The organism is Rhizobium sp. BK512, assembly GCF_014194915.1.
Classification (GTDB): domain Bacteria; phylum Pseudomonadota; class Alphaproteobacteria; order Rhizobiales; family Rhizobiaceae; genus Rhizobium.
The window spans coordinates 282,689-302,086 of the sequence record NZ_JACIAS010000001.1; the positions used below are offsets into that span (position 1 = coordinate 282,689).

Consider the following 19,398-nt stretch of genomic DNA (forward strand, 5'->3'; position numbering starts at 1 on the left):
ATTGCATAAAAACCATAAGCTTCCTTGCAGGCGTTCGCCAGTCCATTTTCAAGGCGTCCGAGATGAATGCTGGAGATGCCCGATGGCGACTGACGTGGAACTGCCGATAACAATGGATCGCGCCCCGAGCGGCGGCATCGCCAGGCGCTGCCTCACGCGCCTTACCCTCTATTTCAGCAAGCGCCGTGAGCGACAGGTCCTTTCCCATCTGTCCGATGATCAGCTTCGCGATATCGGCGTCAGCCCTTCCGAGGCGAGGAACGAGATCAACAAATCCTGGTTCTGGGGGTAGCGGTCACGGTTTTGTCGCGCGGCCGGACTGGAGAAAAACGCTTTCCCCCTTATGTCTCTGCCATCAGGGAGAAAGCGACGGAGGAACGCGCAATGCACAAGAACACGATCTGCGTCTGGTATGACAAACACGCCGAAGAGGCCGCCCGCTTCTATGCCGGGGTCTTTCCGGACAGCAAGGTCGGCGCCGTCCACCGCGCCCCCGGCGATTATCCCGCCGGCCAGCAGGGAGACGTGCTGGTGGTGGAATTCACGGTTGCCGGAATCCCCTGCATCGGGCTCAACGGCGGCCCCTCGATCAAGCATAGCGAAGCCTTTTCCTTTCAGATCTCGACCGAAAATCAGGAAGAGACCGACCGCTACTGGAACGCAATCGTCGGCAATGGCGGCCAGGAAAGCGAATGCGGCTGGTGCAAGGACAAATGGGGCGTCTCCTGGCAGATCACCCCGCGCGTTCTGATGGAAGCGATGCAGGCTGGCGGAGCCGAGGCCAAGCGTGCTTTCGACGCGATGATGACCATGCGCAAGATCGACGTCGCGGCAATAGAAGCAGCCCGCCGCGCCTGAGGCCCCAATCGCAGGGTCGCAAGCGGCGCCTGTTCTCGGCGTCGTCTCTCCAGGCGGGGATCGCTTCGAACATGGCCCGTCATGGGCATGTTGAACTGATCCTCCGCTCGTGGCACATTCGAAAGTGCCGCTGCCGCTCGCAAGCGCCACACCCGGCATCTTCCCCGAAATCGCGATGTTCAATCCCCACGAAACAGGAGCTTCCGATGGCCGATGCCCGATGCAGCTGCGGCGCGCTCAGATTGGCGCTGCCGGATAATCCACATGCGGTGATTGCCTGTCACTGCATCGAATGCCAGAGACGGACAGGCGCCCCTTTCGGCGCCGGTGCCTTCTATCCCGCCGAAGCCGTCACTGTGTCCGGTTTCGGCAAGCAATACACGCGCGATGCGGCAAGCGGCGGAAAGGTGCATTCCTACTTCTGCCCGAACTGCGGCTCCTCGGTCTATTGGACAGCCGACAACCTGCCCTCGATGATCGGCGTGGCTTTGGGAGCCCTGACCGACGTGAGCGAGCTCCCGGCACCCGCCAAATCGATCTTCGAGCAATCGAAACATCATTGGGTGGGTATCGACGCTGCCGGCGAGCACTTCCGGCAAGGCAGCGTCGTGCGGACGTCGAGTTGATAGCGATCTCGAGATTTCCAAAATTTCTGATTGAGATTGCAGCCGGAAGATGATTCGATATGACGCGCGTCGCCTGATACGCCCGCCCTCTTCCCGATGCTGCACCCGAGAGGCTCAAGTCGGTCATGTCGATTTCAGATGCGATCTACCGTCCCTTCGAAACGCTGATCCGGCCGCTCGATATCCCCTACCGTCCGCTGCCGTCGAAAGGGCCGGTGACGGTGCTGCTGCACTTCATCTCGATGTTTCGCGGCATCCTGATCGCGCTCGCCCTCTGCACCATGGCGATCGAGGCCATGAATCTGACGATCGTCTGGGGCCTGTCGGTCATCGTCGATGGCGTCACGCAGCAGGGTGCCTCGGCTTTCCTGCGCAATGACCGGCCACTGCTGATCTTGCTCGGCCTGATGCTCTTCCCCGCCATCCCTATTGCCTCCTTCCTCGTCAACACGCTGAATTCGCATACGCTCGGCATCGGCATGCCGGCTGCCATTCAGTGGCAGGGCCACCGGGCGGTGGAGCGGCAGGATCTCGCCTTCTTCCACGATCTCTATGCCGGCCAGGTCGCCTCGCGCCTCCAGCAGGTGGCCTCCGCCGTCCAGCAGCAGGTCATATCGGCCTTCCAGTCCATCCCGCGCTTCATCATGCAGATGGTCGGCTCCGTCATCCTTCTGAGCGCACTGTCCTGGCAGCTTGCGCTGCCGACCATCGTCTGGATCACGCTCAACGTGGTGCTCGCCGTCAGGCTGGCGCCTGTCTTCACCGAACGGGCACGCCGCTCCGCCAAGCGCCGCAGCCTGATTTCCGGCGCCATTACCGATCTCTACGCCAATATGCAGATGGTGAAACAATTCGCCGCCGAAGACAGCGAGGCGGGCACTATCCGCGGCATCATCGGCAAGGCGATCAAGGCCCAGCAAAGCGAACAGCGTATCTATCGGACAGCAGAGGTCATCGTCGTCGTCCTCAACGTGACGCACTGGCTGGCCATCCTGTCGATCGGCTTTACCGGGCTCGTTGACGGCTTCGTCACGATCGGCGAATTCACCGCCGCCGTTTATGTTCTCAACCGGCTGTCCGGTCACACATTTACATTCCTGCAGATGGGCCAGCAGATTTTCCAGGCGATCGGCACGATCAAGGACGCCATGCCGGTCATGACGACACCGCCCACCATCACCGACCGGCCGGATGCGCGAGACCTTGTCGTCCCGAACGGCGAAATCCGCTTCGACGACGTTGGTTTCGCCTACAAATCCGGGAAGCCCGTCATCGACAACCTGTCATTGACCGTCCGTCCCGGCGAGAAAGTCGGCCTTGTCGGCCTCTCCGGTGCCGGCAAGACGACGCTCGCCAACCTGCTCCTGCGCTTCTACGACATCAAGGACGGCGTGATCCGGATCGACGGGCAGGATATCCGCTCGGTCACCCAGTCGAGCCTGCGCCGCGCCATCGGCGTTATCGCCCAGGATGTCGCGCTGCTGCACCGCTCCGTCGGCGACAATATCCGCTACGGCCGTCCGGAGACCACGCAGGAAGAGATCGAGGACGTGGCGAAGATGGCAAGCGCCGATCTCTTCATCGCCGACCTCGCCGACAGCGAAGGCCGCACGGGCTACGAAGCCTATGTCGGAGACCGTGGCATAAAACTCTCGGGCGGCCAGCGCCAGCGCGTGGCGATCGCCCGCGTGCTCTTGAAGAATGCCCCGATCCTGGTGCTCGACGAGGCCACCTCGGCCCTCGACAGCGAATCCGAAGCCGCCATCCAGGAGCGTCTGAACCTGGTGATGGAAGGCAAGACGGTCATCGCCATCGCCCACCGCCTGTCGACCATATCGAGCATGGACCGCATCATCGTGCTCGACCACGGCCGCATCGTCGAGGAAGGCCGGCCGGAAGAGCTGATCGAAGGCGACGGGCTGTTCGCGCGCCTGTGGCGGCGCCAGACCGGTGGCTTCATTCCGGAAGAGATTGAAGAGGGTGTGTCGGGTTAGCGGCAGCGGCGGGCAGTAATTGCGCCGACGCCGGAGAGCTTGACCCCTATTGCTCGCCAGCCTGCTCGGGCACATGAGAACATGCCCATTCGAACGCTTCGTCGATCGCCGCAAACTTGACCGCCTGCCAATACCGATAGTCCCGGACCAGCTCTGCCGAAATCCAGAAATCGCCGCGGTCGCCGGAAGCGTCCCATCCGGCAATTTCAAGCATCTGAGCACGCTCGAAAAGGCGCCGCGCGTGGGTTCGGGAGATGGCGTAGCGCTTGGAGAATTCTCCGACGCGCAAAGGCCCGATGGACATGCGCGTTTCCAGCTCCTTTTCCGGCGGCAATCGCGACATCAGGTCGTGCAGGATGTTGCTGCCGGAAGCGGTTCGAACGAAAGTATCCACGCTTTGCCGAGGGCTGGCCCAGTTCGGGTCGCGAAAGAGGCTCTCTGACATTCTTGGCTGCGCATACCACAGCAAGCGCCGATCGGCCGATGATCGCTGGAATCGGGTGCCCCGATCGAGCATATCGAGTGATTTCAGATGTTCGTCGAACCATTCGCGAATCAGCGTTTCGGCAGTTTCGGAAATTCTGAGCGGGCGAGCGCGCTTGTCCGCGCGTTCATGAACATCGACCAGAAGACCGTAATTGCGCATCTCCGCCAGATGCGCGAATACCGTGTTCTTGGAGGCAATGTCACTCTCGGCGATGAGGGCCTTCAGCTTGGCAGCCGTCAGGCCCGGGTGGGATGGCGATGTGACACGCCGAAAATGAAAAGCCAGAATTGACTGCGTCAGCAACCATCGCTTCATGTCGGCGGTATAGCGCACGATACGGGGCGCGGCGTCGTGCATGGCGATGAGCTTCAGCGCCGCATCCTTCAGGGCGAGTGCGTAAAGGCGATTTTCCACAATGGCTTCGACGGTCAAAACCTCGGCCGCATCAGTGGCGGAGCGCATTGCGGCTGATATGGACGTCAACGGATCTCTCCAGGCAAGTTCGAATTGGACAAACTACGGCCTGAGCGACCTGCAGCTGGCCTTCGCGGCGTTGGTATGCCCTTGCGCGCCCCAAGTTCTCGTGCGTGCACTTTCTTGAACGCGAAGCTTCGCCGGCAGTCGGCCATCACCTGCTGCACTATGTCCCTTAAAATAGAATTGCAAACTACAGCCACCCATCCCGCCGGGGCCGGTTTTGGCGCAAGACCGATCAAAATGCCGCACCGGTCCGCAATCATCACGCATCCGATACCGGCGATCCGAAAAGGCCCTGAGCGATATTCTCCAGCTCTATCGGCTTGTCGCAGAGAATATAGCCGCCAAACCGCTCCGGAATGATGGATGGATCGTACGCCGTGGCGAAAACGAACGGTATGCCGAGCTCTTCGAGCCGTTCCGCCACGGGAAAGACCATCGCGTCGGACAGAAAAACATCAAGGATGGCGGCATCGATCTGCTCATCTTCGATCAGGAAAAGCGCATCGTCGACGCGTGGCGTCGGACCGATCACGACCGCGCCGAGCTTGACAAGCTCCCTGCGGGTTTCCTCTGCGAGCAGAAATTCGTCCTCGACGACAAGCACCCGCTTTCCTGCAAAGAGGGAACTCCTGGGAAAGCTGGATTTCAATTGCTCACTCCACTTGGCCGCTAGCTGAGCGGGAACGAGAGGCTAACGGTTAAACCACCGGGAGCGAAATTAGTTTCAACCTGTCCGCCAAGTCGGTAGCCGATCTCCCCCTGCATCAGCGACATGCCAAAACCGTCCGACTGCGGATCCTTGACTGCCGGACCCCCACGTTCACTCCAGTCGAGGATGAAGGAGCGATTCCCGAGCTGCCAGCGGATATCTATGTGCCCCTCGCCATTACTCAAGGCCCCGTATTTGGCAGCATTGGTCGCGAGCTCGTGGATGACCATTCCGAGCGCAAGCCCGCGTGGCGGATTGAGCTTGTATTCCGGGCCGTCGAGCGTGACCCGATCGGCGCCGAATGGCGTCAGTTCCTGGGTGATCAGCTCCAGCACCGACGCTTCTTTCCAGTTCTCGCGTGAAAGCAGGCCGTAAGTCCGCGACATGGCTTTGAGCCGGCCGACGAAAGCTGCGTGAAACGCCTCCGGCGAGGCAGCCGATTCCAGCGTCTGGGTCGCGATGCTGATCGCCACCGCCAGCATGTTCTTGACACGATGATTGAGCTCGGAAATCAGCACCTTCTGGTGCTTTTCGGCTTCGGCCAGCGTGGTGACGTCGATCAGCGTCACGATCACACCGTCGATCCTGTTGTTGTCGCCGCGATAGGGAATGAGCCGGGCCAGAAAATGACGCCCCTGGTCGTCGCGCGGAAGGTGATGATCGAGGTTTTCCCCCGAAGCGAAAACCTCGCCAATATGGTCGTTCAGCTCCGGATAGTCGATATCGCTGGAGAGTTCGGTCAGTGGCCGGCCGACATCGGATGCACGTAGCTTGAAAAAATTCGACGCTGTCGGCGTGAAATTGCGGATCACCAGATTGCGGTCGAGGAAAATCGTCGGGATCTGTGTGGCGTCGAAGAGGTTTTTCAGATCGTTGTTGGCCCGGTCGAGCTCCTCGATCTTGCTGTTGAGCTCGGCATTGATCGTGTTGAGCTCCTCGTTGAGGGACTGCATCTCCTCCTTGGAAGCTTCGAGCTCCTCGTTGGAAGATTGAGCCTCTTCGTTGACCGATACCAGCTCCTCGTTGGAGGACTTCAGTTCTTCGAGCGCCGTCTCGTATTCCTCGATCGTCGACTGCAGGCGTTCGCGCGTGTCGCGCAACTCCCTCTCGAGGTCGGCCGTCCCTTCCAGGCTCCGCTGGACGCGTTCGGCTTCCGAGCGCGCCTGCGGCGGTCCAAGCGTCTGAAACAGGACGACGTAGAGCGCTTCGCCTGACTCGCGATTGCCGAGCGGCTCGACCGCCAGCGACACCGGCTGAACGCGGCCATCATCGTCATCAACGACGATATTGTCCTTGGTGACACGCTGTCTCGACGAGACGCATTCCCGCAGGGCTGCCCTGAGATCAAGCCGCAGATCCCGTCTTGCCATGTTGATCAGCTGGCGGCTCGGCGCGCCCTGCGGCACTTCCAGAAATTTGCTCGTGCGCCCGGACGAATAGACGACATCACCGTCCGCATTCACCACGACGTGAGCCGGTGCGAATGATTCCAGCACCTGCGCTTCGACCGCCTGCCGCAACTGCACACCGCCCAATCCACGCGGCTCGATTTTTGCAGAGGCCGTGAACGGCGCATATCGTTCGTCCCCGATCAGGATCGGAAGACGGTGCGCGCTGGCATGTTCCCGCGTCTGGAAGATGCGGTTCTTCTTGTCGACGGTGGTAAAGAGATCGCCATGCTGGGCGATCCCCTCCGACGTACCGAGAAAGAGGTAACCGCCGGGTTTCAGCGCATAATGGAATGTCGGGATGACCCGGTTCTGTACTTCAGGTCCGAGATAAATCAAAAGGTTGCGGCAGGACACGAGGTCCATCCGGGAAAACGGCGGATCGCGGATGACGCTATGCGGAGAGAAGATGCACAACTCGCGGACGCTGCTGCTGACGACGAAACTGGCTCCGTCGCTGCTGAAGAATTTCTTCTTGCGCGTGCTCGAAACGCCCTCCAGCAGCGCCTCCGGATAACGCGCCGTCCTGGCGATCTGCAGCGCCGGCTCATCGATATCGGTCGCAAATATCTGCACCCTTGGTACGTGCGACAGCCGCTCCATGTGTTCGCGCATGAGAATGGCGATCGAATAGACTTCCTCCCCCGTTGCGCAGCCCGGCACCCAGATACGCACGGTATCGGTCGCAGTTCTGGAGGCGAACAATTGCGGGATGACGGTGGTTTCGAGCACCGCAAACGCGTCGGCATCGCGGAAGAAATTGGTCACGTTGATCAACAGATCGCTGAAAAGCCGCGAAACTTCATCGGGATCCTGCTCCAGCACGGCGACATAGGCCTCGATGGTCTTCAATTGCTTGACCTGCATGCGTCGACGCACGCGCCGCAGGAAGGTCTTGGTCTTGTAGCCGGAAAAATCATGGCCGGTCTGATTGCGAAGGATCGCGTAGATACGCTCGCGTGCCTGTTCGAGATCGCTCGCCTTGTTATGTTCGCCAGCCTCCCCGACATCTGAAAGAAGATCGAAGCTGCGTGCGAAGGCGACCAGCTTTTCACCCATCTGCTCGGCCGGCAGGGCGAGATCGATGAGACCGCTGGAAATCGCGCTTTGCGGCATATCCGGATTGCGGGGGCCGGAACCGTCGGCAATCTGCGCGATCGTCAGCCCGCCGCGCTCCTTGATGGCCTTGACACCGAGCGTCCCATCCCCGTCGCCGCCGGACAGGATAATGCCGACGGCATAGTCGCCCTGGTCTTTCGCAAGCTCGCCGAAGAAGACGTCGATGGGCTTGCGCTCCCTGGAATTGACGTCGAGCGGCTTGACGGAAAGCACGCCGTCATGAAGGCTCAGCACCACATTTTCCGGCATGACGTAGACTGTTTCGGAAACCACCTTCAGCTTGTCGGCGGCAAGCACCACTTCCATGTCGGTATAGCGGGCAATCACCTCATGCAGGCGGCTTTCGCGGTCCGGGTTCAAATGGGTCACGACGACGAACGCCATGCCGCAGCGCTCCGGCAAGCCCTGAAAGAACCCTTCCATGGCAGGGATCCCTCCCGCCGAAGCGCCAATGCCGACGATCGGGAATTTCGGATTTGCGTGTACCATTTCACCGCTCCTCAAGACCGAAGATGGCGGCCTTACAATCGGTAGAATTAGGGAGCGGAAGTCTCTTTGGCAATCTCCATTTACTCAGCGCGTTTCTGCCATATTTCACTCTTGAAACCGCGACGATATGGAGCGCTCAGGTGGAAGAAAAGCTCGGCCATGTGCTCATTCTGGAAGATGAATATCTGATCGCATTCGATCTTGCGGAAGCGTTCGAAAAGTACGGGGCAATGATCGTCGGCCCGTTTGCAAGCCTCGCGTCTGCCAGGGCAGCGATCGAAAACACTCCAGAGCTCGACGGCGCCGTGATCGATATCAATCTCAGGGGAGAATTGAGCTTTCCTATCGCCGAGATGCTGCGGGAAAGGCACGTCCCCTTCATCTTTACGAGCGGTTACGACCAGCTCGCCATACCCTCATCCCTCTGCCAGGTGCCGCTGGTAGCGAAACCCGCCGATGCCGGAGAAGTAGCCGGGCTGCTCGCAAACCTCATCGGCAAGGGGCGCCCGACCCTTCAGTGACCGCACATCGCCAGCCACGCGCTCTTCGCGCGTGACGCAGGCCCCCGCCAAAAACCTAGGCCAGCGGCTTCGTCGCGCAGATCGCAAAACGGTCCTGCACCATGCGCTCGAGCCCGCGCAGGAAGGGCATCTTGCGCGCCTGCGCCCAATGGATGTCGGAGAGCTTGCGGTCCACGACGATATTGTCGAAGCCCGCCTGGCGCAGAAGGTCGACGATCGCTTCGGCCGGCATCTTGTCGGAGAAATGGACACGCGAGCGGATCGCCTGGTGACGGGCCATCATCTCGGGCTTCATGTGGCTCGCCGGCGCCTTGCCCGTCAGCTTCGTCCAGACTTTCTGCAGACTCTTGACCCAGGTCTCCTTGCCCATGTTGCCGTCGACGATCAGCACCTTGCCGCCGGGCTTCAGCACGGAGAACCATTCCCGGAAGGCCGAGGCCGGATCGACCAGCGTCCAGACGAGGTGCCGGTTGGTGATCACGTCATAGCTATCCTTCGGCTCCATGGTGTTTTCCGCGTCCCCCGAGACGAAGCGGATATCGGTGCCGCGCTTCCTGGCCTTGGCGCGCGCCTGCGCCAGCATCGCATCCGACCAGTCGAGCCCCGTCACCTTGAAACCCGCCCCGTGCATCAGATGCGAAATGACAGCCGTGCCGCAGGCAAGATCGAGCGCTGCCCGCCCCTGTCCCTCGCCGAGATGCTTGCGGATCAGCCGCTGCCAGCCGGTGCGCTCGGCTTCGGAAAAGATTTCATGGCCGACACTCTCGTCGAATGTCGCTGCGCGTTCAGACCAGAAGTCCCGGATTTCATCGCGAATAGAGTAATTTGTGTTCATCGTGTTCATTATCTGCACCCAGGCGCCGTACTACTTTGGAAATGCTCTAAAACATAAAACTTGATTCCGAAAGTCAGTTTTTCTATGCCTCGGGACATTACCAAGGACCGGGGGAGTTTCCAGTTGAATCTTTTGAGTTTGCTTAGACTATCCGTAGTTGCAGTTGCAGCCATTCTGCCACTCCAGGCTATGGCCGAGCCCTTCACCATCAAGGATGTGGCTGGCCGCGAGGTCACCTTCGACAAACCGGTCGAGCGTGTGATTCTCGGCGAAGGCCGCATGCTCTATGCCGTCGCCCCGATCGAGAAGGATGATCCCTTCGCCAAGATCGTCGGCTGGCGCAACGATCTCTGGACCACCGACAAGGATGGCTTCAACGCCTATGTCGAGAAATTCCCTAGGGGCAAGGACCTGCCCTTCCTCGGCAACCTGACGGACGGCACGCTGCAGACCGAGACCGTCGTCGCCCTTCACCCCGACGTCATGCTGCTGCCGATCGGCAACAAGAAGGCGGCCGACGAGGTGAAGCTCGAGGACATGCTGAACAAGATCGGCGTGAAGATCGTCTATATCGATTTCCGCGAACACATCCTCGCCAATACCGAGCCGAGCCTGGAAATCCTCGGCAAGCTCTTCGGCCATGAAGACCGCGCCGAGGCCGTCGCCGCCTACTGGAAAGAGCAGATGGCGCGCGTCACCGACAAGCTTAAGGAAGCCAATCCCAAGAAGCCCAATGTCTTCATGTATCGCGCCGCCGGCCTCGTCGAGTGCTGCGGCACGTTCGGCCCCGACAATTTCGGCCTGATGGTCGATTGGGCCGGTGGCCACAATCTCGGCTCCGATTTCCTGCCCGGCTATACCGGCTCGATCAATGCCGAACAGGTCGTCGCGTCCAATCCTGACGTCGTCGTCGTCACCGGCTCGAACTGGAGCCAGACCAAGGACGCCAAGGATTACGTCAATGTCGGCCCGGCCGCTGCCGGCACCATCGACGACAGCCGCAAGGCGCTCGATGCGCTGATGCAGAACCCGGCCTTCACCGGCTCCAAGGCCGTTGCCGGCGGCAATGTCCACGCGATCTGGCACCAGTTCTACACGAGCCCCTACCAGTTCGTCGCCGTGCAGCAGATGGCAAAGTGGTTCCATCCGGACCTCTTCGCCGATCTCGATCCGGATGCGACTTTCAAGGAATTCCACGAGAAGTTCCTGCCCGTCGCCTATCAGCCGGGTTACTGGGTCGACGCCAAGGCTGGAAAGTAAGGCCAATGGCAGAGATCGCCGCCATGCCGATCGAAGCCGAGGAAGGCAGGGCGCGTTACCGCGCCCTCGCCCGCCGCAAGTTTTTGATCCTCGTTGCCATGACGGCAGCGCTCTGCCTGTCCTTCGCCGTCGATCTCGCCTGGGGGCCGGCCCGCTACGGCCTCGACGAGGTCGTGACGGCGCTCTTCGACCCCGACGCCGTCTCGGCGCAGGTCCGCGCCGTTGTCTGGGATATCCGCATGCCGGTCGCCGTCATGGCGATCGTCGTCGGCGCCTCGCTCTCGGTCGCGGGCGCGCAGATGCAGACGATCCTTGCGAATCCGCTGGCAAGTCCATTCACGCTCGGCATTTCCGCCGCCGCAAGCTTCGGCGCGGCACTCGCGATCGTCACCAGCGTGCCGATCCTGCCCGTTGCCGCCGGCCTGCTCGTGCCGGTCAATGCCTTCATCATGGCGCTGGTCGCAACCCTCTTCATCCATTTCATCTCGCAGGCGCGCGGTGTCTCGGTGCAGACGGTCGTGCTGCTCGGCATCGCGCTTGTCTTCACCTTCAATGCGGCTCTCGCCTTCCTGCAGTATCTCGCCTCCGAACAGGCGCTCTCGGCCGTCGTCTTCTGGACCATGGGCAGCCTCACCAAGGCCACCTGGCCGAAGATCTGGATCACCCTTGCCGTATTGCTCTTTGCGCTCCCGCTCTTTGCCCGCCATGCCTGGGCGCTGACGGCGATCCGCCTCGGCGAGGACAAGGCGGCAAGCTTCGGCGTCAATGTGCGCCGCATCCGGCTGGAGACGATGCTGATCATCTCGCTGCTGGCGGCCGTGCCCGTCAGTTTCGTCGGCACGATCGGCTTCGTCGGCCTCGTCGGCCCGCATATTGCCCGCATGATCCTCGGCGAGGATCAGCGCTTCTTCCTGCCGGGCTCGATCCTTTCAGGTGCGCTGCTGCTCTCGCTGACCTCGATCGTCTCGAAGTCGATCATTCCGGGCGTCGTCTTCCCGATCGGCATCATCACCGCACTCGTCGGCGTGCCCTTCTTCTTCTCGCTCATCCTCTCGAACAGGAGCCGCTCATGGTAGCACTTCAGCTGCAGTCGGTCGGCGCCTATCACGGCCGCAAGCTCTTCGTCGAAGACGTGACCACGCCGAAGATGAATGCCGGCGAACTCATCGCCGTCATCGGCCCGAACGCCGCCGGCAAATCGACCCTCTTCAAGCGCATCACCGGCCTGCTGAAGGGCCCGGGAAACGTGCTGGTCGAGGGCGCCAGGACGAAAAACGCCATCAGCTACATGCCGCAGGATACGTCGGCCAATGCCGTGCTGACGGTCTATGAATCCATCCTGCTTGCTCGCAAGCAGGGTCACTCCTGGGGCGTCAGCGATCAGGAACTGCGGCTGATCGACGACATCATGAAGGCGCTCAACATCGAGGCGATCGCCTTTCGCGATCTCGGCGCACTCTCCGGCGGCCAGCGCCAGCTCGTCTCCATCGCCCAGGCGCTGGTGCGTGAGCCCGAAATCATGCTGATGGACGAGCCGACCAGCGCGCTCGATCTTCACCGCCAGGTGGAAGTCTTGGATTTCATGCAGCGTCAGGCCCGCAAGCGCGGCATGATCGTGCTGATCGCCATCCATGATCTGAACCAGGCGCTCCGCTTCGCCGACAAGGTTCTGATCATCCAGAACGGCCGCATGCGTGCCTGCGGTGAACCGCGCGACGTCGTCACCGTCGATATGCTGCGCGAGGTCTACAAGATCCACGCCCGCATCGAGAAATGCTCCAGGGATCACGACCACGTCATCGTGGACGGCACGGCGCATTAAAGGCGCACCGGTAAACCGGCGCGCCCTTATGTCAATGCATCACTGATTTATAATCGCTATCGGCCCCGCGGCAGCGTCTGGTCCTGCCGCATCCCGTCGATATCCTGAGCCTGGCGAAGCTCGCGTTCCGCGCGCTCCTGGGACTCTTCCACCGTGCGGTGATGTCCTGTCGGCGCGATGTCATCGCGCAGATCCTGATCGAGCGGCGCCTCGTCGTCGAGATCATAGGCGCGGACGCGCGGGGAGTTGGGATCGAGCCGGCGGGTGTAGTGTCCGGCAGGCATCGCCGGGCCGGCAACGCCTGCGGCATCGGCGGCAAAGACGTCGTCCTGTGCGGCACGGGCCTGCCGCGCCCGCTCGGCCTCATCCGCCTCGCGAGCCCTGCTTGCATCATATTGCGATGTTGCGAAAGCCTCGTTCGACTTGCTCGTGTTCCAGCCCTCGGCGCGCCAGAGGTCGGCCCGTTCATCCATGTCGATGGAGCCTTCGTCATCGAGGATATCGTGGGCGATGCCGTAGGTCGCGTCGTCGACCTCGACGGAGATCAGAAAGCCGCCACGGCGCAGGCCCTCGGCATAGACCGACCGGTCCTCGTCAGGGAAAAGCCAGTCCTCCAGCTTCGACCAGAAGCCGCCACGGTCGTCCCCGGCAACGCCGGCCTTATCGCCGTCGGCTTCATATCCCGGCATCATTCGGACATTGCTGATGTCGAGGTTCTTCAGCCGGTCGATCGCACGCTCGGCGTCGTCACGGCTGTCGAAGAAGGCACTGAGCGTACTGTGGCCCCCGCCGCCTGAGAATGCGGGAGCGCTGTCATTGCGGAGATTGCTCATCGGGATTCCTCCTCCAGGTTTTCCTCTCCGCAAACGGACGAAAAAGCCCGATGTTCCCCATCCATGTGGAGAAATGCGATCTTCTAGGAGCGCAATGTCCTGAACGCGGCCCGGACCTCCCCGGCGAAGAGTTCCGGCTCCTCCCAGGCAGCGAAATGCCCGCCCTTTTCAGCCGCATTGTAATAGATCAGCTGCGGGTAGGCCCTGGCGAGCCAGTGCCGCGGCGGCCGGTAGACCTCGCCGGGAAAAACAGTGACCGCGACCGGAACCTTGAGCGGTTCCAGCTTCGCTCCCCCTGCGACATTCTCCCAATAGATGCGCCCGCTCGAAGGCCCGGTATTGGTGAGCCAATAGAGCGTGATATTGTCGAGAATGGCCTGCCGGCCGAGCGCCTGTTCGGGATCTCCGCGGGTAAACACCCAGTCGGCGATCTTGTCATAGAGCCAGGCCGCAAGCCCGACGGGAGAATCCGCAAGCCCGTAGCCGATCGTTTCCGGCCGCGTTCCCATGATCGCGGCATAACCGAAGCCATTGGCGAGGAAATCCCGGGCTTCCGCGAAGATCACCTTCTCCTCCGGTGACAGGCTGTCGGGCGCCGGCGCACCGCTCATCAGCGCCTGAGCGGCGTCAGGCGGAAAGGTGGTAGCGCGCTCGACCCTGTTGACGTGAATGCCGAGCAGCCCCTCCGGCGCCTGCCGCCCCAGCGCATCGCTGATGATCGCACCCCAGTCGCCGCCCTGCGAGACATAGCTGGAATAGCCGAGCCGTTTCATCAGCGTGTCCCAGGCGGCCGCGATGCGTTGCGAGTTCCAGCCCTTTTCCGTGGGCTTGCCGGAGAAGCCGAAACCGGGGATCGAGGGGATCACCAGATGGAAGGCATCGCCAGCCGTACCGCCATGCGCGGTCGGATCGGTCAGCGGGCCGATCACATCGATCAGCTCGAACACCGATCCCGGCCAGCCATGCGTCATGATCAGCGGCAGGGCGTTCTCATGGCGGGAGCGCACATGGATGAAGTGGATATCCACCCCGTCTATCCCGGTCACGAATTGCGGAAAGGCATTCAGCCTCTGCTCCGCCTTGCGCCAGTCGTAGGAAGACTGCCACTCGTCCACGAGTGCCTTCAGCCGCTCCGGCTGCACACCCTGCGCACGGTCACGCACGGTTTCCCCGTCAGGCCAGCGGGTGGCGGCAAGCCGCCGCCTGAGATCGGCAAGTGCCGCCTCGGGAATATTGGCCCGGAACGGCCGGATTTCGCCGGCCGGCGCTTCCGCCGCGACGGGATCGGCCGCAGCCGCAACCGAAGCAAGCGTCGCTGCAACCCCGGCCGCCGCGCCCGCAAATAACAGCGAACGCCGCGACATCTTCAACGTCTCGATTGATTGCCCTGATTTCATGACATGCCTCCATTCCATCGGAAGGTTCGCGGCCACATTTCAGACGCCTGACATCATGCGCCTGAAATGGACCGGAAGCGATCTCAGGCCTCGTCAGGTCCGGCCCGGTAAACCAGGAACTTGTTGCCCTCGGGGTCGCGGAAATAGGCGCAGTAAGGCCCCTCGCCGTTCTCCCCGCGCGGCCCCGGCGCGCCCTCGTCCGAACCTCCTGCCTGCAGCGCAGTTGCATGGACTTCGCGTACCTGAGCGCGGGAGCGTGCCTCGAAAGCCACCATGCCGCCATTGCCGACATTGGCCGGCCGGCCGTCGAAGGGCTTTATCACGCCGAATTCCAGCGTGCGCTCGCCGTAATAGACGGCCCTGCCGGGCTGGACCAGAAACCGGCCAATCCCGAAGACGGCCATCAGCCTGTCGTAGAATTCGGCCGCAGCCTCGAGATTATTGGTGCCGACGGTCGAGTGACCCGGCAGGCCGCGCACTCTTTGAGGCTCGGCGCTTTTCAGATTTACGGTCATGTCGTTCATGTCTCATCATCCTTTCATGCGACAGCACGGCCTCTGCCTGCTGCCTGCGTTGGACGCGGGCCATTCCCCGGCGCCGCGGATGGAGACGATTTACGGCGTGGACGGATCATCCGGTACTGCGGGAAAGTGAGAGGCAGGCTCTCACCGATGCGCTCTACCGGCGCCAGGCGCGATGCACGATCCTTGTCATCGAGAATGCACCCGGCCGCGACCACGAGGCTCAACAACAGCCAGCACGGCCGCCGGAGAGAAGGACAACGGACATGATGACATCGTCACTTGGAGCATTGCTCGCCGCCGCCGCAATCACAGGCGCGACACTGACACCCGCAAGCGCCGGCGCGATTGCAGCCGCAAGGCCTGAAGCCAGCACCATTGCCATCGGCGGCGATATCACCCTCAGGCAGTTTGTCGTGCACAATCCGGCCGCGAAAGGCACCGTGCTCTTTCTGCACGGCTTTCCCGAAACCGCTGCCGTCTGGGGCGACATTGCAGCCGCGCTCGGCGATGAATTCGAGGTGCGCGCCTTCGACTGGCCGGGATACGGCCTGTCATCGCGGCCCGAAAACTTCTCCTATTCGCCGCGTGATTATGCCGGCGTGCTGAAGGCCTATATCGACAAATCAGGCATCGACCGCTCGAAGCTGACCATCTATGCCGCCGATATCGCCGCCCTGCCCGCGCTGCTCCTGGCACTCGACGAGCCCGATATCGCACGGCGTATCATTGTCGGCGACTTCGCCCCCTTCAACCGGCCGGCCTATATGCATGAGCGCCTGCAGAACCTGAAGAGCGAGCCGGCGGCTTCCCTTACCCGCGAAGTCATGAACCAGACGAGCGACGAGATCCTTCAAAACGTCTACAGGCGCGGTCTGGCAGAGGATGAGCAGTTCGATCTCGCTGCCGGCGTGAAGGAAGACATGGTCCGCGGCTGGAGCAACGGCGCCCTTACTTCCGCCGATGCCTTCTACCATTATTATGCGGCCTTCACCCGCGACCAGGATTGGCTGGAAACAAACCTCGGCAGTCTCAGGACGCCGTTAAAGGTGATCTGGGGCGAAAAGGACATCTATATCGACAGCCGCATGGGCGCAGAATTTGCCGAAAGGACCGGCGCGCCGTTCGACGTCCTGCCCGGCATCGGCCACTATCCGCATCTGCAGGCGCCGGAACGCGTCGTCGCCGAAATCCGTGCCTTACTGGATTGAACCATAGCTCCGGCAGGCTTCGCGCAGCCGTGGCAGGGTCCAGTCGATGAAGGAGCGAACCTTGAGCGCCAGGAAGCCCTGGCGCGAATAGACGATATGGATCGGCTGCGGCGCGCCAGTGTAACCATCAAGAACAGGCACGAGAGAACCGGAGGCAAGTTCGCCGGGGATCTGGTAATCGAAAAGCCTGGCGATACCGGCTCCGCCCACGGCGGCGGCAACGCAGTTTGCCGCCGTATTGACCTCTATGCGATGGCGCGGCACCACCTCCACCGGCCGGCCATCGATATCGAAGGTCCAGAAGAAGGTCCTGCTGTTGAAGATGATCCCGTCATGATCGGGCAGATCGCCCGGATGCTGCGGACACCCGCAACGCCTGAGATAATCCGGGCTCGCGCAGGTCAGGACCCGAAACTCGGCAACCTTGACGGCATAGAGCGAACTATCCGCCAGCGCCCCCAGCCGGATGGCGACATCCACCTGCTCGCTGACGAGATGAACGGTGCGATCGAGCGAGAGCAGGTTCAGCGAAACCTCCGGATGCTCGGCCATGAAATCCAGCGCGATCGGCAGCACATAGCGATTGCCGAATTCCACCGGCATGGTGATCGTCAGCGTTCCCCGCGGTCGCTGATATTCGCCGGAAGCCCGGCGCTCCGCCTCCTCCATATCGGCAATGATCTTGCGCGCCGCCTCCACATAATCGCGCCCGGCATCGGTGAGCTGCAGTTTCCGGCTGGTGCGGATGACGAGACTGGCGCCGAGCGACCGCTCCAGCTCGGCCACCTTGCGGCTGACGCTCGGTAGCGGCGCATTCAGCCGCTTGCTGCCCGCCGACAGGCTGCCGGCATCGACAACGGCAAGCAACACGCGCATGGCATCCAGCCGGTCCATCCCCGCAGCCTTATCCCGCCTTCCCCGTGGAGATCTTAAACCCTCGAAACTCCGACCGATAGATGGGTGGCTGCCGATCGCAGTCAGCTCATCCGCTCCGCCCGACACCGCGGAAACGATCTCTTCGGCCTCGGCATGGGAAGTGGTGATCATGGTGGACGGATGCTCGCCTGCTCGGATACGGATAATTGCGAGAACAACCGGAACCCGGAATGAAAACCGTCCGCATCGCCGCCGCCCAGACCTTGGAATATCGCGAAAATGTCGAGGCCGCCCTGACATGCGCGCTCGATATGATCCGTCAGGCCGAAGCGGAAGGCGCCCGCCTCCTCATCTTTCCCGAAGGTTTTCTGCAGGGCTATCTGACGGAGCCCGAAACGGCACGACGAGCCGCCATGGATCTCGGATCCCCTGCATTCGCCGCCGTGATGACCCGGCTCGCCGATGCCGGCCCCATGATCGTCATGGGCATGATCGAAGCTGAAGGCGAAGCGCTGTTCAACACCGCCGTCGTCATCGAAAACGGCAACCTGATCGGCCGATATCGCAAGGCGCATCTGCTCAAGGGAGAAAACTTCTTCCAGCCGGGCGCCGAGACATCCGTCTTCACGGTCGAGGGTCTGCGCTTCGGCATCAATATCTGCTACGACACCGGCTTCCCCGATGCCGCCCGCAAGGTCGCACTCACAGGCGCATCCCTCCTCGTCTGCTGCGCCAACAACATGATGCCGCGCGCCAATGCCGAAAAATTCCGGGACGTGCACAACGCCGCCAGAGGCGAGCGCTGCCGGGAAACCGGCCTGTGGCTCATCTCCGCCGACGTGACGGGCGAACGCGAGGGACGCATTTCCTGGGGACCGACGGCGGTATTGAACCCCGCGGGAGACGTTGTCGCACAGCTCCCACTCGAAGCCCCCGGTCTGCTCGTGTTCGATATCGCCGGAGATATGTAGAGCGCAGCAGCGCTGCTGGATGTCCGACCGGATCAGTCGGTTCACAGATATCTGGGAACCTTGCGCTCCAATAGGCTGACCAGCATCGGATCCATGAATTCGTAATCATCGGGAATGTCGAGGCAAATGATGCGCTTGCCGTTCAGCGACTTGCGGAATTTGCGGGTGATTTTGCCACGATGCGCCTTCTCCATCACAAAGATGATGTCGGCCCACTCCACCTGTTCGGCATCGAGCGGATTGCAAGCATCGTTGTTTGTTCCCGCCGACGATACCTCGATGTCCTCGCGCGTAGAAAACACCTGCTCGGCAGTGGGGCTTCTAAGCTTGTTCTGGCTGCAGACAAACAGCACGTTTCGAGGTTTGATCGACATATCGGAGCCTGTCCGCAAACTGGGATCGAACGGATGATTGCACCAGCATAAGCATCGTCCTTGCGTCCGGCAAAACGATTCCGTTGCGGGGAAGCGCCCTCCGCGCGCGCCAAAACAACATCACGCCTTCGTTACCACCACGCCTGTAACAACCCGCTTTCCCGTTGCGAATACCTCGACGTGCCCCGCTGAAACAGGGGCGTTTCAAGCAACGGAGACTACCAATGTTGAAGACTTCCATCAGCACCGCCCTTCTTGCCGGCGCGATCACGTCAGCTCTTGCCACGATGGCCAGTGCCGCCCCGCTGACCAAGGCTGAAGCTGCTGCTGCAACCGCCGCCCACAAGGAGAAGTGCTACGGCGTTGCGCTCAAGGGTCAGAACGATTGCGCCGCCGGCCCGGGCACGACCTGCCAGGGAACTTCGGTGAAAGACTTCCAGGGCAATTCGTGGAAATTCGTCCAGGGCGGAACCTGCGCCTCGCTCGATATTCCAGGTGGCCGTCACGGTTCGCTGAAGCCGCTGACGCGCGACATCTAAGCCGCCCGCAATCAGACCAGGATCAAGG

20 protein-coding genes are annotated in these 19,398 nt (G+C 61.7%); 11 read left to right on the forward strand and 9 right to left on the reverse strand.

Translation table 11 applies throughout. The annotated features are described in order from the left end of the window. Window positions 1–82: 82 nt before the first annotated feature. From FHX06_RS01485 to FHX06_RS01500, 4 genes are all read left to right on the forward strand, one after another. Window positions 83–292 carry a DUF1127 domain-containing protein gene (locus tag FHX06_RS01485; protein ID WP_183877820.1) on the forward strand — a complete coding sequence of 70 codons (210 nt, stop codon included), beginning with the start codon at window positions 83–85 and terminating at the stop codon, window positions 290–292. Window positions 293–384: 92 nt separating this feature from the next. Further along, on the forward strand, window positions 385–858 hold the full coding sequence (locus tag FHX06_RS01490) for a VOC family protein (protein ID WP_183877822.1): 474 nt from the start codon (window positions 385–387) through the stop codon (window positions 856–858). A 206-nt stretch (window positions 859–1,064) separates the two neighbouring features. Then, the gene (locus FHX06_RS01495) at window positions 1,065–1,484 is read left to right on the forward strand and encodes a GFA family protein (RefSeq protein WP_183877824.1); all 420 of its coding nucleotides are present in this window, start codon (window positions 1,065–1,067) and stop codon (window positions 1,482–1,484) included. Window positions 1,485–1,609: 125 nt separating this feature from the next. Further along, complete coding sequence (locus FHX06_RS01500; RefSeq protein ID WP_183877826.1) at window positions 1,610–3,478, forward strand: ABC transporter ATP-binding protein; 1,869 nt, start codon at window positions 1,610–1,612, stop codon at window positions 3,476–3,478. A gap of 46 nt (window positions 3,479–3,524) precedes the next feature. Here the strand turns inward: FHX06_RS01500 and FHX06_RS01505 are convergent, their stop codons facing one another. The 3 genes from FHX06_RS01505 to FHX06_RS01515 form a co-directional block, all read right to left on the reverse strand. After that, window positions 3,525–4,448: a hypothetical protein gene (locus FHX06_RS01505; RefSeq protein ID WP_246715462.1), complete on the reverse strand. Its 924-nt coding sequence runs from the start codon at window positions 4,446–4,448 to the stop codon at window positions 3,525–3,527. A 256-nt stretch (window positions 4,449–4,704) separates the two neighbouring features. Then, the gene (locus FHX06_RS01510; RefSeq protein WP_210300367.1) at window positions 4,705–5,094 is read right to left on the reverse strand and encodes a response regulator; all 390 of its coding nucleotides are present in this window, start codon (window positions 5,092–5,094) and stop codon (window positions 4,705–4,707) included. Between the two features lie 20 nt (window positions 5,095–5,114). After that, complete coding sequence (locus FHX06_RS01515; RefSeq protein WP_113203978.1) at window positions 5,115–8,210, reverse strand: CheR family methyltransferase; 3,096 nt, start codon at window positions 8,208–8,210, stop codon at window positions 5,115–5,117. 140 nt (window positions 8,211–8,350) lie between these two features. Between FHX06_RS01515 and FHX06_RS01520 the strand changes: the two genes are divergently transcribed. Further along, window positions 8,351–8,731: a response regulator gene (locus tag FHX06_RS01520; RefSeq protein WP_018115192.1), complete on the forward strand. Its 381-nt coding sequence runs from the start codon at window positions 8,351–8,353 to the stop codon at window positions 8,729–8,731. A gap of 55 nt (window positions 8,732–8,786) precedes the next feature. Here FHX06_RS01520 and FHX06_RS01525 read toward each other — a convergent pair whose 3' ends face one another. After that, window positions 8,787–9,575 carry a class I SAM-dependent methyltransferase gene (locus tag FHX06_RS01525; protein WP_113203979.1) on the reverse strand — a complete coding sequence of 263 codons (789 nt, stop codon included), beginning with the start codon at window positions 9,573–9,575 and terminating at the stop codon, window positions 8,787–8,789. Window positions 9,576–9,755: 180 nt separating this feature from the next. Between FHX06_RS01525 and FHX06_RS01530 the strand changes: the two genes are divergently transcribed. From FHX06_RS01530 to FHX06_RS01540, 3 genes are read left to right on the forward strand one after another with little or no spacing between them, the layout of a single operon-like run. Beyond that, a complete protein-coding gene (locus FHX06_RS01530) occupies window positions 9,756–10,826 on the forward strand; it encodes an ABC transporter substrate-binding protein (protein ID WP_409564329.1) in 1,071 nt (356 codons plus the stop codon). A 5-nt stretch (window positions 10,827–10,831) separates the two neighbouring features. Beyond that, window positions 10,832–11,902, forward strand: coding sequence for a FecCD family ABC transporter permease (locus tag FHX06_RS01535; RefSeq protein WP_183877829.1), 1,071 nt, complete (start codon window positions 10,832–10,834; stop codon window positions 11,900–11,902). Further along, the gene (locus tag FHX06_RS01540; protein ID WP_018115188.1) at window positions 11,896–12,648 is read left to right on the forward strand and encodes an ABC transporter ATP-binding protein; all 753 of its coding nucleotides are present in this window, start codon (window positions 11,896–11,898) and stop codon (window positions 12,646–12,648) included. Before FHX06_RS01535 ends, FHX06_RS01540 begins: the two co-directional genes overlap by 7 nt. A 56-nt stretch (window positions 12,649–12,704) precedes the next feature. Here the strand turns inward: FHX06_RS01540 and FHX06_RS01545 are convergent, their stop codons facing one another. The 3 genes from FHX06_RS01545 to FHX06_RS01555 form a co-directional block, all read right to left on the reverse strand. Then, the gene (locus FHX06_RS01545) at window positions 12,705–13,481 is read right to left on the reverse strand and encodes a hypothetical protein (RefSeq protein ID WP_112546899.1); all 777 of its coding nucleotides are present in this window, start codon (window positions 13,479–13,481) and stop codon (window positions 12,705–12,707) included. 83 nt (window positions 13,482–13,564) lie between these two features. After that, window positions 13,565–14,878, reverse strand: a complete 1,314-nt coding sequence (locus FHX06_RS01550; protein WP_183877832.1) for an epoxide hydrolase family protein — start codon at window positions 14,876–14,878, stop codon at window positions 13,565–13,567. An 83-nt stretch (window positions 14,879–14,961) separates the two neighbouring features. Then, window positions 14,962–15,402, reverse strand: a complete 441-nt coding sequence (locus FHX06_RS01555; protein WP_113115075.1) for a VOC family protein — start codon at window positions 15,400–15,402, stop codon at window positions 14,962–14,964. 263 nt (window positions 15,403–15,665) lie between these two features. Between FHX06_RS01555 and FHX06_RS01560 the strand changes: the two genes are divergently transcribed. Further along, a complete protein-coding gene (locus tag FHX06_RS01560; RefSeq protein WP_113016722.1) occupies window positions 15,666–16,610 on the forward strand; it encodes an alpha/beta fold hydrolase in 945 nt (314 codons plus the stop codon). Here FHX06_RS01560 and FHX06_RS01565 read toward each other — a convergent pair. Beyond that, entirely contained in the window at window positions 16,599–17,504 is a 906-nt protein-coding gene (locus FHX06_RS01565; protein WP_113016721.1) for a LysR family transcriptional regulator, read from the reverse strand. The two genes, FHX06_RS01560 and FHX06_RS01565, sit on opposite strands and share 12 nt — an antisense overlap. A 212-nt stretch (window positions 17,505–17,716) precedes the next feature. On the opposite strand from FHX06_RS01565, the gene FHX06_RS01570 reads away from it, so the two are divergent. Next, a complete protein-coding gene (locus FHX06_RS01570; RefSeq protein ID WP_183877837.1) occupies window positions 17,717–18,457 on the forward strand; it encodes a carbon-nitrogen hydrolase family protein in 741 nt (246 codons plus the stop codon). Between the two features lie 41 nt (window positions 18,458–18,498). Here FHX06_RS01570 and FHX06_RS01575 read toward each other — a convergent pair whose 3' ends face one another. Next, the gene (locus FHX06_RS01575; RefSeq protein WP_113203988.1) at window positions 18,499–18,831 is read right to left on the reverse strand and encodes a low molecular weight protein tyrosine phosphatase family protein; all 333 of its coding nucleotides are present in this window, start codon (window positions 18,829–18,831) and stop codon (window positions 18,499–18,501) included. Window positions 18,832–19,055: 224 nt separating this feature from the next. Between FHX06_RS01575 and FHX06_RS01580 the strand changes: the two genes are divergently transcribed. Continuing rightward, window positions 19,056–19,370 carry a DUF2282 domain-containing protein gene (locus FHX06_RS01580; RefSeq protein WP_018115181.1) on the forward strand — a complete coding sequence of 105 codons (315 nt, stop codon included), beginning with the start codon at window positions 19,056–19,058 and terminating at the stop codon, window positions 19,368–19,370. Window positions 19,371–19,398: the final 28 nt, after the last annotated feature.

Coding starts and splice junctions, on each gene's coding strand:
- FHX06_RS01485 (WP_183877820.1), top strand. CDS start 83: ATGGCGACTGACGTGGAACTGCCGATAACAATGGATCGCGCCCCGAGC.
- FHX06_RS01490 (WP_183877822.1), top strand. CDS start 385: ATGCACAAGAACACGATCTGCGTCTGGTATGACAAACACGCCGAAGAG.
- FHX06_RS01495 (WP_183877824.1), top strand. CDS start 1,065: ATGGCCGATGCCCGATGCAGCTGCGGCGCGCTCAGATTGGCGCTGCCG.
- FHX06_RS01500 (WP_183877826.1), top strand. CDS start 1,610: ATGTCGATTTCAGATGCGATCTACCGTCCCTTCGAAACGCTGATCCGG.
- FHX06_RS01515 (WP_113203978.1), bottom strand. CDS start 8,210: ATGGTACACGCAAATCCGAAATTCCCGATCGTCGGCATTGGCGCTTCG.
- FHX06_RS01525 (WP_113203979.1), bottom strand. CDS start 9,575: ATGAACACGATGAACACAAATTACTCTATTCGCGATGAAATCCGGGAC.
- FHX06_RS01530 (WP_409564329.1), top strand. CDS start 9,756: ATGGCCGAGCCCTTCACCATCAAGGATGTGGCTGGCCGCGAGGTCACC.
- FHX06_RS01535 (WP_183877829.1), top strand. CDS start 10,832: ATGGCAGAGATCGCCGCCATGCCGATCGAAGCCGAGGAAGGCAGGGCG.
- FHX06_RS01540 (WP_018115188.1), top strand. CDS start 11,896: ATGGTAGCACTTCAGCTGCAGTCGGTCGGCGCCTATCACGGCCGCAAG.
- FHX06_RS01545 (WP_112546899.1), bottom strand. CDS start 13,481: ATGAGCAATCTCCGCAATGACAGCGCTCCCGCATTCTCAGGCGGCGGG.
- FHX06_RS01550 (WP_183877832.1), bottom strand. CDS start 14,878: ATGAAATCAGGGCAATCAATCGAGACGTTGAAGATGTCGCGGCGTTCG.
- FHX06_RS01555 (WP_113115075.1), bottom strand. CDS start 15,402: ATGAACGACATGACCGTAAATCTGAAAAGCGCCGAGCCTCAAAGAGTG.
- FHX06_RS01560 (WP_113016722.1), top strand. CDS start 15,666: ATGATGACATCGTCACTTGGAGCATTGCTCGCCGCCGCCGCAATCACA.
- FHX06_RS01565 (WP_113016721.1), bottom strand. CDS start 17,504: ATGGACCGGCTGGATGCCATGCGCGTGTTGCTTGCCGTTGTCGATGCC.
- FHX06_RS01570 (WP_183877837.1), top strand. CDS start 17,717: ATGAAAACCGTCCGCATCGCCGCCGCCCAGACCTTGGAATATCGCGAA.
- FHX06_RS01575 (WP_113203988.1), bottom strand. CDS start 18,831: ATGTCGATCAAACCTCGAAACGTGCTGTTTGTCTGCAGCCAGAACAAG.
- FHX06_RS01580 (WP_018115181.1), top strand. CDS start 19,056: ATGTTGAAGACTTCCATCAGCACCGCCCTTCTTGCCGGCGCGATCACG.